Source organism: Algiphilus aromaticivorans DG1253 (genome assembly GCF_000733765.1).
GTDB lineage: Bacteria > Pseudomonadota > Gammaproteobacteria > Nevskiales > Nevskiaceae > Algiphilus > Algiphilus aromaticivorans.
On record NZ_JPOG01000001.1, the window covers coordinates 2,913,653 to 2,928,759 of the forward strand.

Genomic DNA, 15,107 nt, shown 5'->3' on the forward strand with positions numbered 1-15,107 from the left:
CATGGCCACCGACATCCGCGCCACACGTGTTCTGCCCGCCGGCGAATGGCCGGCCGGGACCGCCGCCGACCAGCTGACGCTGGACTACGAGCAGCGTCACCGCCGGCGCTTCCGCTACTGCGCCGAAAGCGGCACCGCCTTCCTGCTCGACCTGCCGCGGGCGGTCGTCATCGGCGACGGCGACGGCCTGCTGCTGGAGGACGGCCGCCGCATCCTCGTGCGCGCCGCGGCGGAAAGCCTGCTGCGCGTCACGGCCGCCGACACCGCGACGCTGATGCGGCTGGCCTGGCACATCGGCAACCGGCATCTGCCGGCCGTGCTCACCGCCGATCACATCCTGATCCGCGACGACGCGGTCATCGCGGCCATGCTGCGCGGGCTTGGCGCCGGACTGGCTTCGACAATGGCGCCCTTCACGCCGGAGCGCGGCGCCTACGCCGGCACGCCCGCCCCGCATCACCATCATCACGACCATGCCTGAGGCACAGCTCCACCGGCTGCTGGCCTGGACCTCGCCGGCCTATCCGACGGGCGCCTTCAGCTACAGCCACGGCCTGGAGTGGGCCGTGGAGTCCGGCGCGGTGCGCGATGCCGGCGGGCTGACGGCCTATGTCGACGCCGTCATGCGCCGCGGCGGCGGATGGGTGGACGCGGTGCTCTTCGCGCACGCCTGGGAAGCCGCCGGCGAGCCGGCGCAGCTGGACGCCATCGCCGAGCTGGGAGCGGCCTTCCGCGGCAGCGCCGAGACCGCGCTGGAGTCCCACCAGCAGGGCCGCGCTTTCCTGCAGATCACCCGGCGCGCCTGGCCCCATCCCTGGCTCGAAGCCTTTGCCGAGCGCCAGGGCACCCATCCGGTGGCGCACGCCGTGGTCATGGCGCTGGCCTGCGCCGCCCACGGCGTGGCGCTGGTGGCGGCGCTCAACGCCTATCTGCACGCGCTGGCGGCGAATCTCGTCTCGGCCGGCGTGCGCCTGGTGCCGCTCGGCCAGACCGACGGCCAGATCGCCACCGCCACCCTTAGCGCAGACATCGGCGCCATCGCCGAGGCCGCGCTCGCCACCGGGCTCGACGAGCTCGGCACCGCTGCACCCGGCCTGGAGCTTTGCGCCATGCACCACGAAACCCAGTACACGAGGCTCTTCCGATCATGAACCTGCCGCTTCCCTCCAATGACCCCGGCAACGGGCCGCTGCGCGTCGGCATTGGTGGCCCTGTCGGCTCCGGCAAGACCGCGCTGACCGAGCGGCTGTGCCGCCTGCTGTTTCCGCGCGTGAACCTCGCCGCCATCACCAACGACATCTACACCCGCGAGGATGCCGAGTTCCTGACGCGCTCGGGCGTGCTGCCGGCCGAGCGCATCATGGGTGTGGAGACGGGCGGCTGCCCGCACACGGCCATCCGCGAGGACGCCAGCATCAATATGGCCGCCGTCGCCGATCTGCAGACGCGATTTCAAGGCCTGGAGCTGATCTTCATCGAAAGCGGCGGCGACAACCTCGCGGCCACCTTCAGCCCCGAGCTGGCCGACATCACCATCTACGTCATCGACGTCTCGGCCGGCGACAAGATTCCGCGCAAGGGTGGCCCCGGCATCACGCGCTCGGATCTTCTGGTCATCAACAAGATCGATCTGGCGCCGCTGGTCGGCGCCTCGCTGGATGTCATGCAGCGCGACGCGCTGCGCATGCGGGGCGATCGGCCCTTCGTTTTCAGTAATCTGAAGGAGGATCTGGGCCTGCAGGAGATCGCGGACTTCATCATCCGCGCCGGTGGGTTGACGGTGGCGCATTCGACGTAAAGGCGTCGGCGTGGAAAGGGAGAGCCACAGATTGCACAGAAGGACACCGACTACCCTTCGTAGAACCACAGATTGCACGGATGCGCGCGGATCGTCCTGTGAGGTCGCGCGGCGCCGCGAAGCGACGCGCTGTGCGGTGCCGACGCAAGGCGCCGCAGCATCATGACCGTCGCCCGACAGCGCATCGTCCGCGAGCGCCGGCAGTACAACAAGTGGGCCAACAGCCAGACGCTGGAGGACTACGCGCTGCGCTTCACCGCGCAGAAGGCGCGGCGCTGGTCGGCGGGACGCATCGCGCAGACGGCGCTGGGCTCCATCGCCTTTCTCGCCTGCGAGGCCATCGGCGGCACGCTGACGCTGGTCTTCGGCTTTCCGAACGCCGCACTGGCCATCGTGCTGGTCTGCGCGCTGATGTTCTTCATCGGGCTACCCATCGCCTATTACGCCGCGCGCTACGGGCTGGATATCGACCTGCTCACGCGCGGCGCCGGCTTCGGCTACATGGGCTCAACGATCACCTCGCTGATCTACGCCTCCTTCACCTTCCTGCTGCTGGCGCTGGAGGCCAGCATCATGTCGGTGGCGCTGCAGGTGGTCTTCGGCATCCCGCTGTGGCTGGGGCATCTGGTGAGCGCGCTGCTGGTCATCCCCATCGCCATCTACGGCATCCGCTTCATCAGCCGCATGCAGATCGCCACGCAGCCGGTCTGGCTGCTGCTGCAGATCGCGCCGCTGCTCTATCTCGCCTTCTACGCCGGTCCCGAACTGGCCGCCTGGAGCGCGTTCACCGGCGAGCGCGGCGATGGCGGTGTCGACCTGCTCGGACTGGCCTCGGCCGCCTCGATCCTGCTGGCGCTGCTGCCGCAGATCGGCGAGCAGGCCGACTACCTGCGCTTCCTGCCGGCGCCCGAGCGCAGCGGCAGGCTGCGCTGGTGGAGCGCGCTGCTGCTGTCCGGCCCCGGCTGGGTGCTTCCGGGCGGGCTGAAGCTGATGGCGGGCTCCTTCCTCGCCTACCTCGCGGTGTCGCACGGTGTGCCGGTCGCGCAGGCGCACGAGCCCACCGAGATGTTCCTGGTGGCCTTCGAGCGCATGCTCGGTCACCCGGGCCTGGCGCTGCTGCTCACCGGCGTCTTCGTCGTGGTCTGCCAGCTCAAGATCAATGTCACCAACGGCTACGCCGGTTCCATCGCCTGGTCGAACTTCTTCTCGCGGCTGACGCACGCGCACCCCGGCCGCGTCGTGTGGCTGGTCTTCAACGTAGTGCTGGCGCTGCTGCTGATGCTGGTCGGGCTGCTGACCGTCATCGAGAATATCCTGGTGCTCTACGCCAATCTGGCGGTCGCCTGGATCGGCGCGCTGGCCGCCGATCTGGTGATCAACAAGCCGCTCGGCTACAGCCCCAGGGGCATCGAGTTCAAGCGCGCGCATCTCTACGACATCAATCCGGTGGGCGTGGGCGCGCTGGCGCTGTCCATCGTGTTCTCGACGCTGGCCCTGACCGGCGTCTTCGGGCCCCTGGCCAGGGCGCTTTCTCCCTTCATCGGCCTGGGCGTGGCCTTCGTCGCGGCGCCGCTGATCGCCATCGCCACGAAAGGGCGCTACTACATCGCGCGCGAGCCGGAAGCCATGGACAGCCGGGACGGCGAGATCCGCTGCGTCATCTGCGAGAACCGTTTCGAGACGCCGGATGTGGCGCTCTGCCCGGCCTACGCCGGGCCGATCTGCTCGCTGTGCTGCACGCTGGAAACGCGCTGCAACGACCTCTGCAAGACCGACAGCCGCTTCAACGAGCAGGTCACGGCCGCGCTGCGGCGGCTGCTGCCGGAGCGCGCCGCGCGCTCGGTGCACAGCAGCACCGGGCATTTCCTCGGCATTCTGCTGCTCTTCGTCTTTGCCACCGGCTGCCTGCTGTCGATGATCTACATGCAGTACGCGGCCGTGGTGCCGGCGGCGCAGCAGACCATCGGCACGACGCTGTGGATCGTCTTCTTCAGCCTGCTCGTGCCCTTCGGCATCGCCGCCTGGCTGATGGTGCTCGCCCACGAGAGCCGCCGCGCCGCAGAGACCGAGACCGAGCGGCAGACTGGCATGCTCATGGAGGAGATCGCTGCTCACGAGCGCACCGATGCCGCGCTGCAGAAAGCCAAGGAAGCCGCCGAAGCCGCCAACGAAGCCAAGAGCCGATATGTCGTCGGAATCAGCCACGAGATTCGCTCGCCGCTGAACGCCATCTTCGGCTATGCCCAGCTGCTGGAGCGCGACGCGGCGGTCGGCGGCGGCAACGCCGTGAAGGTGATCCGGCGCAGCGCCGAGCATCTGTCGAACCTCGTCGAGGGGCTGCTCGATATCTCGCGCATCGAGAGCGGCCTGCTGCGCCTGAGCCGCGACACGGTGCCGCTGATCGAGCTGCTGGATCAGATCGTCGCGATGTTCCGCGTGCAGGCCGAGGACAAGGGCCTCGTCTTTCACTACGAGCGTCCCGAGACACTCCCCGAGTACGTGCATACCGACCAGAAGCGGCTGCGGCAGATCCTCATCAATCTGCTCTCCAACGCCATCAAGTACACCGAGTCCGGTGAGGTCGGCCTGCGCCTGCACTACCCGAGCAGCCAGATCGCCGAGTTCCGCATTCGCGACTCCGGCGTCGGCATCCGCGAGTCGGATCTCGACACCATCTTCGAGCCCTTCGAGCGCGGCAGCATGCCGGCTTCGGGCGGGTTGCCCGGCGCCGGGCTGGGCCTGGCCATCACCAAGGTGCTGGTGCAGATCATGGGCGGCGAGATCCGGGTCAAGAGCCGGCCGGGGGAGGGCAGCAGCTTCAGCGTGCGCCTGTTGCTGCCAGCAGCCACCGAAGCCAATCCGGAGCGCATCGCCCACCGGCGCGTCGTCGGCTACGCCGGTCCGCGCCGACGCATCCTGCTGGTCGACGACAACGTTGCCCACCGCGATCTGCTGCGCGAGATGCTGGTACCGCTCGATTTCCTTGTCGAGGAGGCAGCCGACGGTGCCAGCGGGCTTCGGCTGGCCACCGCGCAACCACCCGATCTCGTCGTGCTCGACATCGCCATGCCCGGCATGAACGGCTGGGAGGTCGCCCGCGCGCTGCGTGCGCAGCCGGCGCCGCCACGCATCCTGATGGTTTCGGCCAACGCCAACGACGGCAGCAACGGCGGTGCATCAGGCAGCGTGCACGACGGCTTCGTCATGAAGCCGGTGGATATCGACTTCCTGCTCGAGCGCATCGCCGAGCTTCTGGGCCTGGAGTGGCGCTATGAGGCGCAGGCGCTGCCGCAGCCGACCGCCGCGCCCGCCCCCGAGACCGAATGCGCGCCGCGCCCCTATCTCGACGCGCTGGAGCAACTCGGCCGCATCGGCTATGTACGCGGCATCGAAACCAAGCTGCGCGAGATGGAAGAGGCCGAGCCGGGCAGCGTCCGGCTGGCCGCCCGGCTGCGCGGCCTCATCGGCAACTACGACCTGAAGGGTTTCCTCCGGGTCGTGGCGGAGGCGAAACGCCGTGACTGAGCGGGCGCGCCGTCGCGACATCGTGCTGGTGGTGGACGACGCCCCGGACACCTTGCGTTTTCTTACCGACACGCTGGAGGGTGCCGGCGTGACGGTACTGATCGCCACCGACGGCGAGAGCTGCCTGGCGCTGGTCGACGAAGTGACGCCCCACCTGATCCTGATGGACGCGATGATGCCGGGCCTCGACGGCTTTCAAACCTGCCGACGACTCAAGCAGGAGAAGGGGCTGCAGCACGTGCCGGTGATCTTCATGACCGGCCTCAGCGACACCGAACATGTTCTGGAGGGCCTGCAGGCCGGCGGCGTGGACTACGTCGCCAAGCCCATCGTCGTCGAGGAACTGCTCGCACGCATCCGCGTCCACCTGGCCAACGCGCGGGTGACCAGCGGCAGTCAGATGGCGCTGGACGCAACCGGCCGCTTCCTGCTCGCCATCGACGGAAAAGGAATGCCGCTTTGGTGCACGCCGCGCGCCGAGCAGCTGCTCGCCGAAGTCTTCGGCGGCGAGGCCCCCGAAGCGTCGCTGCTGCCCCCCGAGGTCAGCGATCGGCTGCGTCGCATATGTACCGACGAGCCGGCCATGCAGAGCGCCTTCTTCTTCAACGTCGGCGAGCGGCGCCTGGAGCTGACCTTCATCAGCGCCACCGGCCCCGACGAGTTTCTGTTCCGCCTCGACGACCGCAGCCCGGGCCGTGAGGAGGCACTGCTGCAGGAACAGCTGGGTCTGACCCGGCGCGAGGCCGATGTTCTGCTGTGGATCAGCCGCGGCAAGGCCAACCGCGATATCAGCGCCATCCTCGACATCAGCCCGCGCACGGTGAACAAGCACCTGGAGCAGATCTTCGAGAAGCTGGGCGTGGATAACCGCGCCTCGGCCGCCGCGCGCGCCGTGCGGGCGCTTTCCTGAGCCGGCAGCGCCAACGCGCTACGTCAAATACCCCATACCTCGCTACCACCCCGCCGCCTAGTCTCGTTGTCGAGGGTGGATACCGCCTGCCGGCCACCGGCTGAGCGGCCCGCAAGAGGTCGTCCACCCCGCGCGACGGAGGAGAAGGCGCGGCCGGAGTTTCCGGTCGCTGGATGAATGCTTTCAGGGGGAAATCAATATGGGAATCATCGCAAGGGGAGGTCGACCAGACCAGACCACGCCCGAACTGAATCTTGGCTACGTCATCGAGGCCTTCGACGCGCGTGTCGCGCTGTTCTAAATCGATACCGGCTTCGACGAGCCGGCAGGCCCGGACTTCACGCAGATCGGACTCGGCCTGCAGATCCAGATGTAAACCGCGCTCCGCGCCGTTCCGTCAATCACTTCTTGGAGAGACTTTCATGACCCACATCAAACCCCTGCGCCTGCTCGGCGCAGCCCTTACCGCTCTCGGCCTGACCATGGGCAGCGCCCACGCCGACGACGACACCATCAAGGTCGGCGTGCTGCATTCGCTGTCCGGCACCATGGCCATCAGCGAGACCACGCTGAAGGACACCGTCCTCATGCTCATCGAGCAGCAGAACGCCAAGGGCGGCCTGCTCGGCAAGAAACTGGAGCCGGTAGTGGTCGACCCGGCCTCCGACTGGCCGCTCTTCGCCGAGAAGGCGCGCGAGCTGCTGGAGCAGGAGAAGGTGGACGTCATCTTCGGCTGCTGGACTTCGGTGTCACGCAAATCGGTGCTGCCGGTGGTCGAGGAGCTCAACGGGCTGCTCTTCTATCCGGTGCAGTACGAGGGCGAGGAGTCCTCGCGCAACGTCATCTACACCGGTGCGGCGCCCAACCAGCAGGCCATCCCGGCGGTGAACTACCTGATGAACGACGTCGGCGTCGAGCGCTGGGTGCTGGCCGGCACGGACTACGTCTACCCGCGCACGACCAACAAGATCCTCGAGCAATACCTCAAGGACAAGGGCGTGGCCGACGCCGACATCATGATCAACTACACGCCCTTCGGTCACTCCGACTGGCAGAGCATCGTCTCCGAGATCAAGGCCTTCGGCTCCACCGGCAAGATGACGGCGGTGGTGTCCACCATCAACGGCGATGCCAACGTGCCCTTCTACAAGGAACTGGGCAACCAGCAGATCGCTGCCGAGGACATCCCCGTGGTCGCCTTCTCGGTCGGTGAAGAGGAGCTGTCCGGCATCGACACCGGCCCGCTGATCGGCCATCTCTCGGCCTGGAACTACTTCCAGAGCGTCGACACCGACGCCAATGAAGCCTTCATCGAGAACTGGCGCGCATTCACCGGCGACCCGAAGCGGGTAACCAACGACCCGATGGAAGCGCACTACATCGGCTTCAACCTGTGGGCGAAGGCGGTCGAGGCGGCTGAGACCACCGAGGTCGACGCCGTGCTCGAAGCCCTGCCCGGCCAGAGCGTGCCCAATCTCACCGGTGGCACGGCCGAGCTGCTGCCAAACCACCACATCACCAAGCCCGTCTACATCGGCGAGATCGAGGACGACGGCCAGTACGCGGTGGTGTGGGAAACCGAGGAAGAAGTCCCCGGCGACGCCTGGTCCGACTATCTCCCGGAGAGCGCGAAGATCAAGGCCGACTGGGTCGAGCTCAAGTGCGGCAACTACGACACCGAGACCGGCGAGTGCTCGGGCACCGAGTACTGATGCCGGCCTGAAGCGAGCCCGGAGCCGGCGCGATACCGGCTCCGGGTTTTCCCGCCTGCGGGAGCCCACCAATGACCGAGGCCCGATTCATGACCGCTACTGGCCCCCTGGCCCGTCTGCTCGTGCTGCTGTCCCTGCTGATGGCGACGGCGACCGCGCTGGCCGCCGAAGGCGAGACCATGCCGGAGATGTCCGACGCGACCTTCGGCGAGGCCGAGGCGCGCTTTGCCGAGCGGGTCGAGGCGTTGGCCGACGCCAACTTCCGGGAGAAGCGCGAGATCGTCGACGCGCTGGCGGCGGAGGCGCATCCCCGAGCGCGGGCGCTGCTCACCGCCTTCGGCGACAAGCGACTCTTCTACCGCGAGGCCGACGGCCGCGTCTTCATTGCTCTTGAGGAGGGTGACGGCAGCCTGCGGCTGCAGGACGCGATCACCCACGAGGAGATCGGCGAAGTCGCCGACGACGGCTTCGATGATGTGCGCACCAACACGGCGCTGCGCAAGCAGATCCGCGGCGCGCTGGCGCGCCTGGATCTGAACGCCGCGGACCCGGCCACACGCATGGCAGCCGTCGCCGAGCTCAGCGGCGAACTCGACGACGCCAACGTTGCAGCACTGCGCAAGCGGCGCGCACTTGAGGAGGATCCGGAGATCCTGAAGCGCGTGGAGGTGGCCGTGGCACTGGCCGACCTCGCCTCCGAGGACCCCGCGCGACGGATGGAAGCCCTGCAGACGATCAGTGGCGAGCAGAGCCGCGTCGCCTACAACCGCATCAAGCTGCTGTTGCGCGACGACCTCGACGGCAACCCGGTGGAACCGGACCCGCGCATCCGCGAGGCCGCGGCGAGCTATGTCGCGCGCATCGATTCGCTGCGCGCCTTCTACGACGGGCTGGAGACCATTTTCTTCGGCCTGAGCCTGGGATCGGTGCTGGTGCTGGCGGCAATCGGACTGGCCATCACCTTCGGCGTCATGGGCGTGATCAACATGGCGCACGGCGAGCTGATCATGCTCGGCGCCTACACCACCTATGTCGTGCAGCTGCTGCTGCCCAACCACATCGGCCTGGCGCTGGTGCTCGCCATCCCGGCCGCCTTCGTCGTCTCGGGCCTGGTGGGCATCGCCATCGAGCGCGGCATCGTGCAGTTTCTCTACGGGCGGCCGCTGGAAACGCTGCTGGCCACCTTCGGCCTGAGCCTGGTGCTGCAGCAAACGGTGCGCTCGATCTTCTCGCCGTTGAACCGCTCCGTCACGGCACCGGAGTGGATGAGCGGGCTGATCCACTTCAACGATTTCTTCTCGCTGACGGCCAACCGGCTCTACATCGTCGGCTTCACCCTCGTCGTCTTTGCGCTGCTGATGCTGGTCATGCAGCGCACCTCGCTCGGTCTGAAGGTGCGGGCGGTGGCGCAGAACCGGCAGATGGCGCGCGCCATGGGCATCCGTACCCAGCGCGTCGACGCGCTGACCTTCGGGCTGGGCGCCGGCATCGCCGGCATCGCCGGCGTGGCGCTGTCGCAGCTGACCAATGTCGGTCCCAACCTGGGGCAGAGCTACATCATCGACTCCTTCATGGTCGTGGTCTTCGGCGGGGTCGGCAATCTCTGGGGCACGCTCGTGGGCGGGATGACGCTGGGCGTGCTCAACAAATTCCTCGAGCCATGGAGCGGCGCCGTGCTGGCCAAGATCCTGGTGCTGGTCTTCCTCATCCTCTTCATCCAGCGGCGCCCGCGCGGTCTCTTCCCGCAGAAGGGCCGCTCGGCGGAGGGCCAGTGATGCGTGCCGGCAAGGGCCCCCTTCTCGGCCGCCTGCTCGGCGACCGCGGCACCTGGATCTTCCTGGCGCTGCTCGCCGCACTGACCCTGATCGTGCCCGTGTGCAATCTGGCGCTGTCGCCGGAGCATCCGCTGTACGTATCGGGCTATCTGGTGGCGCTGCTGGGCAAGTATCTGACCTACGCGCTGCTGGCCGTGGCCATCGATCTGATCTGGGGCTACTGCGGCATTCTCAGCCTCGGGCACACGGCCTTCTTCGCGCTCGGCGGCTACGCCATGGGCATGTACCTGATGCGCCAGATCGGCGACCGTGGCGTCTACGGCCACCCCACGCTGCCCGACTTCATGGTCTTCCTCGACTGGGAGAAGCTGCCCTGGTACTGGTACGGCTTCGACCAGTTCTGGTTCGCCGCCCTGATGGTGCTGCTGGCGCCGGGCGCGCTGGCGCTGGTCTTCGGCTGGCTGGCCTTCCGCTCCCGCGTTACGGGCGTCTACTTCGCGATCATCACGCAGGCGCTGACCTACGCGCTGATGCTGGCCTTCTTCCGCAACGAGATGGGCTTCGGCGGCAACAACGGCCTGACCGACTTCAAGGAACTGCTCGGCTTCGACCTGCAGGCGCGCGGCACGCGCGCCGGCCTCTTCGTGGCCTCCGCCGTGGCGCTGGGCATCGGCTTCGTCATCGGCCGCTTCATCGTCACTTCGCGCGCCGGCCGCGTGCTGGAGGCAATCCGCGACGCCGAGAACCGCACGCGCTTCACCGGCTATCGCGTGGAGCTGTACAAGGTCTGGATCTTCACCGTCTCGGCGATGATGGCCGGTGTCGCGGGCGCCCTCTACGTGCCGCAGGTGGGCATCATCAATCCGGGCGAGTTCTCGCCCATCGCCTCCATCGAGGCGGTCGTCTGGGTGGCGGTGGGCGGCCGCGGCACACTCTACGGCGCCGCGCTCGGCGCCGGTCTGGTCAATTTCGCCAAGACCTGGTTCACGGCGAGCTTCCCGGAAGTCTGGCTCTACGCGCTGGGCACCCTCTTCGTCGTCGTCACCCTCTTCCTGCCGAAAGGCGTCATCGGCCTGCTCGGCTATCTGCGCCGGAGGCGCCCATGAAGCTGCCCGCTCCCCTCGACGCCTTTGCGGATCGCTCGCGCGTCTTCGACTTCGTGCAACGGCCGGCGGCGGCGCGCGCCGACCTGCGTCACGGCACGGTGCTCTACGTCGAGGACGTCACCGTGAGCTTCGACGGCTTCAAGGCTCTCAATGCGCTGACGCTCTACGTGAACGCCGGCGAGCTGCGCTGCATCATCGGCCCCAACGGCGCCGGCAAGACCACGATGATGGATGTCATCACCGGCAAGACCCGGCCTGACGCCGGCAGCGCCTGGTTCGGGCAGAACATGAATCTGCTGGCCATGGACGAGCCGCAGATCGCGCAGGCCGGTATCGGCCGCAAATTCCAGAAGCCCACCGTCTTCGAGAGCCACAGCGTCTTCGAAAACCTGGAGCTGGCCATGGCCGGGCCGCGCGGCGTCTGGCGCGTGCTCTTCGCACAGCTCAGCGGCGAGCAGCGCGATCACATCGACGAAACGCTGGCGCTGATCGGGCTGACTGCCGAAGGCGCCACCGTCGCCGGCGCCCTCTCGCACGGCCAGAAGCAGTGGCTGGAGATCGGCATGCTGCTGATGCAGGAGCCGGAGCTGCTGCTGGTGGACGAGCCCGTAGCCGGCATGACCCCGCAGGAGGTCGAACGCACGGCCGAGCTGCTGCTGCAGCTGGCGGGCAAGCGCTCGGTGGTCGTCGTCGAGCACGACATGGCCTTCGTGCGCTCCATCGCGAGCACCGTAACCGTGCTGCACGAGGGCAGCGTGCTCGCCGAAGGCCCGATGGCGGAGGTCCAGAACGACCCACGCGTGATCGAGGTGTATCTCGGTGAATAGCAAGGACAGCCTGAGCATCCGAGGCTTGAACCAGTTCTACGGCGGCAGCCACACGCTGTGGGACGTCGACATGACCGTGCCCGAGGGCGCCATCACCTGTCTGATGGGTCGCAACGGCATGGGCAAGACGACGCTGCTGAAATGCGTCATGGGCCTGCTCGCCGCACGCGGCGAGATTCGCTTCGGCGATACCGAGCTGACGAAGCTCGCCGCCGACCGGCGTGCCGGCATCGGCATCGGCTATGTGCCGCAGGGCCGGGAAATCTTCCCGCAGCTCACGGTGGCCGAGAACCTGCAGCTGGGCGTCTATGTGCGCCGCGACCGATCCACGCAGGCGCTGGAGCGCGTCTACGAGCTCTTCCCGGTACTCAAGCAGATGCGCGGCCGGCGCGGCGGTGATCTTTCCGGCGGTCAGCAGCAGCAGCTCGCCATCGGTCGCACGCTGGTCTTCGAGCCGCGCCTGCTCATCCTCGACGAGCCCTGCGAGGGCATTCAGCCGAACATCGTCGCCGAGATCGGCGACACGCTGCTCAAGCTGAACCGCGACGAGGGTCTGACCGTGCTGCTGGTCGAGCAGAAGCTGCCCTTCGCCCGCCGGGTCGCGGATGCCTTCCGCATTCTCGAAAAGGGGCGCCTGGTCGCGGAGGGCGCCATCGACGCGCTGTCCGACGAGCTGGTCAGCAAGCATTTGAGCGTCTAGGACGCGGCAGCCGCCACAAAAGCTTCATGCAGCTGTCACGAGTGGTCAACGGCGGCTTCATATGGTGCGCGCAATCCTGCATCCGGTTGCCCGCATGTCCGCACAGATCGCACCAGTCGATGCCCGCCGGGAACGCTTCTCGGTCTCCCTCGCCGCCAACGCCGCCGCCGTGGCCGAATCGCAGCGGCTGCGTTATCGCGTCTTCGCCGAGGAAATGGGCGCGCAGATCGACGACGGCGGCAGCGGCTTGGACCGCGACCGCTACGACGACCACTGCCGGCATCTGCTCGTGCGCGACACGACGACCGATGCCGTCGTCGCCAGCACGCGGCTGCTCGACGATCACCAGGCCGCGGATGCCGGCGGCTTCTATTCCTCGGGCGAGTTCGAGCTGGGCATGATCCACGCACTGCCGGGACGCGTGCTCGAGCTTGGCCGTACCTGCGTAGACGCCGATTACCGCAACGGCGCCACCATCGCTGCGCTGTGGCAGGGCGTGGCCGCGCTGATCACCGGCGAGGGCTATGACTACCTCTTCGGCTGCGCCAGCATCGGGCTGGACGACGGCGGCGCTCGCGCGCACGCCATGCTGACCACCATCCGCGAGCGCCACATGGCGTCACCGCATCAGCGCGTGCGGCCCTACCGCCCGCTGCCGCGCGCCGATGTCGACGCGGAGTCCCTGGCCGCTACATCCGTGCGCATGCCACCCCTGCTCAAGGCCTATCTCAGCCTGGGCGCGCGCGCCTGCGGCGAGCCCTACTGGGATCCGGACTTCCAGTGCGCGGATGTCTTCATGCTGCTCGACGTACGCGAGCTGAACCCGCGCTACGCGCGCCACTTCCTGAAGACGGACAAGCCCGGCAGCCGGCGCCTGGCCGCCTGAGGTGCGGCACCCGGCCGCGCTTGCCCGCGGCGTATGGCGGGCGCTCTGCATCGTGGTGCTGCTCGGTGTGGCGGGCTTCATGGCGCTGGCAGTGGCCGTCAGCCCGCGGCCACTGCCTCCCGAGCCCCTGACCGCCTGGTGGATGCGCCAGCTGCTGGGCGTGCTGCGGGTGCGGGTGCGCTGCTCCGGCTCACCCGCCGCGCCCGACGGGCTCGTCGTGGCCAATCACGTCTCCTGGCTCGACATCGCCGTCATCGCCGGCCTGCTGCCGGGGCGCTTCGTGGCCAAGAGCGAAGTGCGCGACTGGCCGCTGATCGGCGCGCTTGCCGCCGCGGCCGGCAGCTATTTCATCCGGCGGGGCAGCAATGCCACCCAGGCCCTGACGGACCGCATGGAGCCACGCCTGCGCGCCGGGGGCCGCATCGTGCTGTTCCCGGAAGGCACAACGACCGCCGGCGACAGCGTGCGCCGATTCCACCCGCGGCTGTTCGCGGCTGCGGCCAACGTTTCCGCGGTGATCCAGCCCCTGGCACTGCGCTATGGGCGGGCCCCGGACGGACGCAATGTCGCCCCCTTCGTCGGTGACGATGCCTTCCTGCCGCATCTATTGCAGCTGCTCGGGCTTCCCGGCCTGGAGGTCCAGGTCATGCTGGCACCCGCTTTCATCGCGAAGGAGGAGCGCGGCGCTCTCGCCCGAAGAGCGCGCGCGGCCGTGGCCGACGCGCTCGCAGAAACGCCTTCGGAGCCGTTCGCCCCCGCCGTCGCGTATGGCCGCGAGGTTGTCACCATTGCAGGACAGGGCATGCCGCCGCCGCGCGGAGCGCGTTAAACTACTCGGCTCATTTGCCAGGCGAGGCCCGTTGTGAGCTCAGCCGTCGAAACACCGCGCCGGCGCAGCGCCCCCATGGCGCCCGGCACCAAGATGAATGCCGCCGACAAGATGGCGCGCATCCCGGTCAAGATCGAGGCCACCACCCAGGCCGAGCGCAAGCCGAGCTGGATCCGGGCGCGCATGGGCAACGCCGCCGAAGTCGCGCGCATCAAGTCGCTGCTGCGCGAGCAGAAGCTGCATTCGGTCTGCGAGGAGGCCTCCTGCCCCAATCTGGGCGAGTGCTTCTCCAAGGGCACCGCCACCTTCATGATCATGGGTGACATCTGCACGCGGCGCTGCCCCTTCTGCGATGTCTCGCACGGCCGCCCCGAGCCGCTGGATCCGGAAGAGCCGCCGCATCTGGCCGATACCATCGCGCGGCTGAAGCTGAACTATGTCGTCATCACCAGCGTCGACCGCGACGACCTGCGCGACGGCGGTGCCGGCCACTTCGCCGCCTGCATCGACGCCATCCGCGCGCGCACCCCCGACACCCGCATCGAGGTGCTGGTGCCCGACTTCCGCGGCCGCATGGATCCGGCCATGGCGATCTTCAACGACCACCCGCCGGATGTCTTCAACCACAACCTGGAGACCGTGCCGCGGCTCTACCGCCAGGCGCGACCGGGCTCGGACTACGAATGGTCGCTGGACCTGCTGGAGCGCTTCAAGGGCGTGCACCCGGAAGTGCCGACCAAATCCGGCCTGATGCTGGGCCTGGGCGAGGAGATCGCCGAGGTCGAGCAGGTCATGCAGGATCTGCGCGACCACGGCTGCGACATGCTGACGCTGGGCCAGTATCTGCAGCCCTCAAAGCATCACCACCCGGTGGCGCGCTACGTGCACCCCGACGAGTTCGCCGAGCTGAAGCGCAAGGGCGAGGCCATGGGCTTCGCGCACGTCGCCAGCGGGCCGATGGTGCGCAGCTCCTATCACGCCGACGAACAAGCCGAGGGCTTGCTGCACAGCGTCTGAGCGCGGTCTTCCGGCTGTCACA

13 protein-coding genes are annotated in these 15,107 nt (G+C 68.1%); all 13 read left to right on the plus strand.

Annotated elements, in window-relative coordinates; translation table 11 throughout:
* The first annotated feature begins 1 nt into the window (after position 1).
* The 13 genes from U743_RS13595 to lipA all read left to right on the plus strand — a co-directional run bounded on the left by U743_RS13595 (position 2) and on the right by lipA (position 15,085).
* Positions 2-481 (plus strand): urease accessory protein UreE, encoded by a 480-nt coding sequence (locus U743_RS13595; protein WP_043768997.1) that lies wholly within the window; start codon positions 2-4, stop codon positions 479-481.
* Positions 474-1,151 carry an urease accessory protein UreF gene (locus U743_RS13600; protein ID WP_043768999.1) on the plus strand — a complete coding sequence of 226 codons (678 nt, stop codon included), beginning with the start codon at positions 474-476 and terminating at the stop codon, positions 1,149-1,151. The genes U743_RS13595 and U743_RS13600 overlap by 8 nt, the downstream gene beginning before the upstream one ends.
* Positions 1,148-1,798 carry an urease accessory protein UreG gene (ureG, locus tag U743_RS13605; protein ID WP_043769001.1) on the plus strand — a complete coding sequence of 217 codons (651 nt, stop codon included), beginning with the start codon at positions 1,148-1,150 and terminating at the stop codon, positions 1,796-1,798. Before U743_RS13600 ends, ureG begins: the two co-directional genes overlap by 4 nt.
* Before the next feature lie 162 nt (positions 1,799-1,960).
* Positions 1,961-5,323, plus strand: coding sequence for a hybrid sensor histidine kinase/response regulator (locus U743_RS13610; protein ID WP_043769002.1), 3,363 nt, complete (start codon positions 1,961-1,963; stop codon positions 5,321-5,323).
* Positions 5,316-6,233, plus strand: a complete 918-nt coding sequence (locus U743_RS13615; RefSeq protein WP_043769004.1) for a response regulator transcription factor — start codon at positions 5,316-5,318, stop codon at positions 6,231-6,233. The genes U743_RS13610 and U743_RS13615 overlap by 8 nt, the downstream gene beginning before the upstream one ends.
* 422 nt (positions 6,234-6,655) lie before the next feature.
* The gene (gene urtA / locus U743_RS13620; RefSeq protein ID WP_043769006.1) at positions 6,656-7,945 is read left to right on the plus strand and encodes an urea ABC transporter substrate-binding protein; all 1,290 of its coding nucleotides are present in this window, start codon (positions 6,656-6,658) and stop codon (positions 7,943-7,945) included.
* Positions 7,946-8,016: 71 nt separating this feature from the next.
* Complete coding sequence (gene urtB / locus U743_RS13625) at positions 8,017-9,720, plus strand: urea ABC transporter permease subunit UrtB (protein ID WP_232226789.1); 1,704 nt, start codon at positions 8,017-8,019, stop codon at positions 9,718-9,720.
* The gene (gene urtC / locus U743_RS13630; protein WP_043769008.1) at positions 9,720-10,826 is read left to right on the plus strand and encodes an urea ABC transporter permease subunit UrtC; all 1,107 of its coding nucleotides are present in this window, start codon (positions 9,720-9,722) and stop codon (positions 10,824-10,826) included. Before urtB ends, urtC begins: the two co-directional genes overlap by 1 nt.
* Positions 10,823-11,653, plus strand: a complete 831-nt coding sequence (gene urtD / locus U743_RS13635) for an urea ABC transporter ATP-binding protein UrtD (protein WP_043769010.1) — start codon at positions 10,823-10,825, stop codon at positions 11,651-11,653. The genes urtC and urtD overlap by 4 nt, the downstream gene beginning before the upstream one ends.
* Entirely contained in the window at positions 11,646-12,353 is a 708-nt protein-coding gene (urtE, locus tag U743_RS13640) for an urea ABC transporter ATP-binding subunit UrtE (protein ID WP_232226790.1), read from the plus strand. Before urtD ends, urtE begins: the two co-directional genes overlap by 8 nt.
* Before the next feature lie 94 nt (positions 12,354-12,447).
* The gene (locus U743_RS13645; protein WP_084191802.1) at positions 12,448-13,239 is read left to right on the plus strand and encodes a GNAT family N-acetyltransferase; all 792 of its coding nucleotides are present in this window, start codon (positions 12,448-12,450) and stop codon (positions 13,237-13,239) included.
* A 1-nt stretch (position 13,240) separates the two neighbouring features.
* Entirely contained in the window at positions 13,241-14,068 is an 828-nt protein-coding gene (locus U743_RS13650) for a lysophospholipid acyltransferase family protein (protein ID WP_052368181.1), read from the plus strand.
* Positions 14,069-14,143: 75 nt separating this feature from the next.
* Positions 14,144-15,085 (plus strand): lipoyl synthase, encoded by a 942-nt coding sequence (gene lipA / locus U743_RS13655; RefSeq protein ID WP_043769012.1) that lies wholly within the window; start codon positions 14,144-14,146, stop codon positions 15,083-15,085.
* The last annotated feature ends 22 nt before the right edge of the window (positions 15,086-15,107 follow it).

What these genes read in the sequence shown, in the direction of transcription:
- U743_RS13595 (WP_043768997.1), top strand. Translation starts at nt 2, where the DNA reads ATGGCCACCGACATCCGCGCCACACGTGTTCTGCCCGCCGGCGAATGG.
- U743_RS13600 (WP_043768999.1), top strand. Translation starts at nt 474, where the DNA reads ATGCCTGAGGCACAGCTCCACCGGCTGCTGGCCTGGACCTCGCCGGCC.
- ureG (WP_043769001.1), top strand. Translation starts at nt 1,148, where the DNA reads ATGAACCTGCCGCTTCCCTCCAATGACCCCGGCAACGGGCCGCTGCGC.
- U743_RS13610 (WP_043769002.1), top strand. Translation starts at nt 1,961, where the DNA reads ATGACCGTCGCCCGACAGCGCATCGTCCGCGAGCGCCGGCAGTACAAC.
- urtA (WP_043769006.1), top strand. Translation starts at nt 6,656, where the DNA reads ATGACCCACATCAAACCCCTGCGCCTGCTCGGCGCAGCCCTTACCGCT.
- urtB (WP_232226789.1), top strand. Translation starts at nt 8,017, where the DNA reads ATGACCGAGGCCCGATTCATGACCGCTACTGGCCCCCTGGCCCGTCTG.
- urtC (WP_043769008.1), top strand. Translation starts at nt 9,720, where the DNA reads ATGCGTGCCGGCAAGGGCCCCCTTCTCGGCCGCCTGCTCGGCGACCGC.
- urtD (WP_043769010.1), top strand. Translation starts at nt 10,823, where the DNA reads ATGAAGCTGCCCGCTCCCCTCGACGCCTTTGCGGATCGCTCGCGCGTC.
- U743_RS13645 (WP_084191802.1), top strand. Translation starts at nt 12,448, where the DNA reads ATGTCCGCACAGATCGCACCAGTCGATGCCCGCCGGGAACGCTTCTCG.
- lipA (WP_043769012.1), top strand. Translation starts at nt 14,144, where the DNA reads ATGGCGCCCGGCACCAAGATGAATGCCGCCGACAAGATGGCGCGCATC.